This window comes from Patiriisocius sp. 208BN25-11, from assembly GCF_058147145.1.
In genome coordinates, this window is sequence record NZ_JBYVJY010000118.1 from 1 (window position 1) to 240 (window position 240).

The 240-nt window shown below is 37.5% G+C and carries 1 protein-coding gene; it reads left to right on the plus strand.

Features of this window, described 5'->3' with window-relative positions; translation table 11 throughout:
- On the plus strand, positions 1–240 hold a 240-nt coding region (locus ACY2RS_RS15810), incomplete at both ends, for an inorganic diphosphatase (protein ID WP_490099613.1).

Consider the following 240-nt stretch of genomic DNA (forward strand, 5'->3'; position numbering starts at 1 on the left):
AAAAGGACCGGAAGAAAAATTAATTTGTGTGCCTGTTACAGATCCAATTTGGAATAGCTATAATGATATTTCTGACCTAAATCATCATAGAATTAAAGAGATCACACACTTCTTTCAAGTGTACAAAGATTTGGCGAAGAAGAGAGTGGATGTAGGAGGTTGGGGAGATGCCGATGAAGCCTATACTATTTTACACGCCTGTGTAGAACGTTACCAAACAAGCGAACATAAAACAAAAGG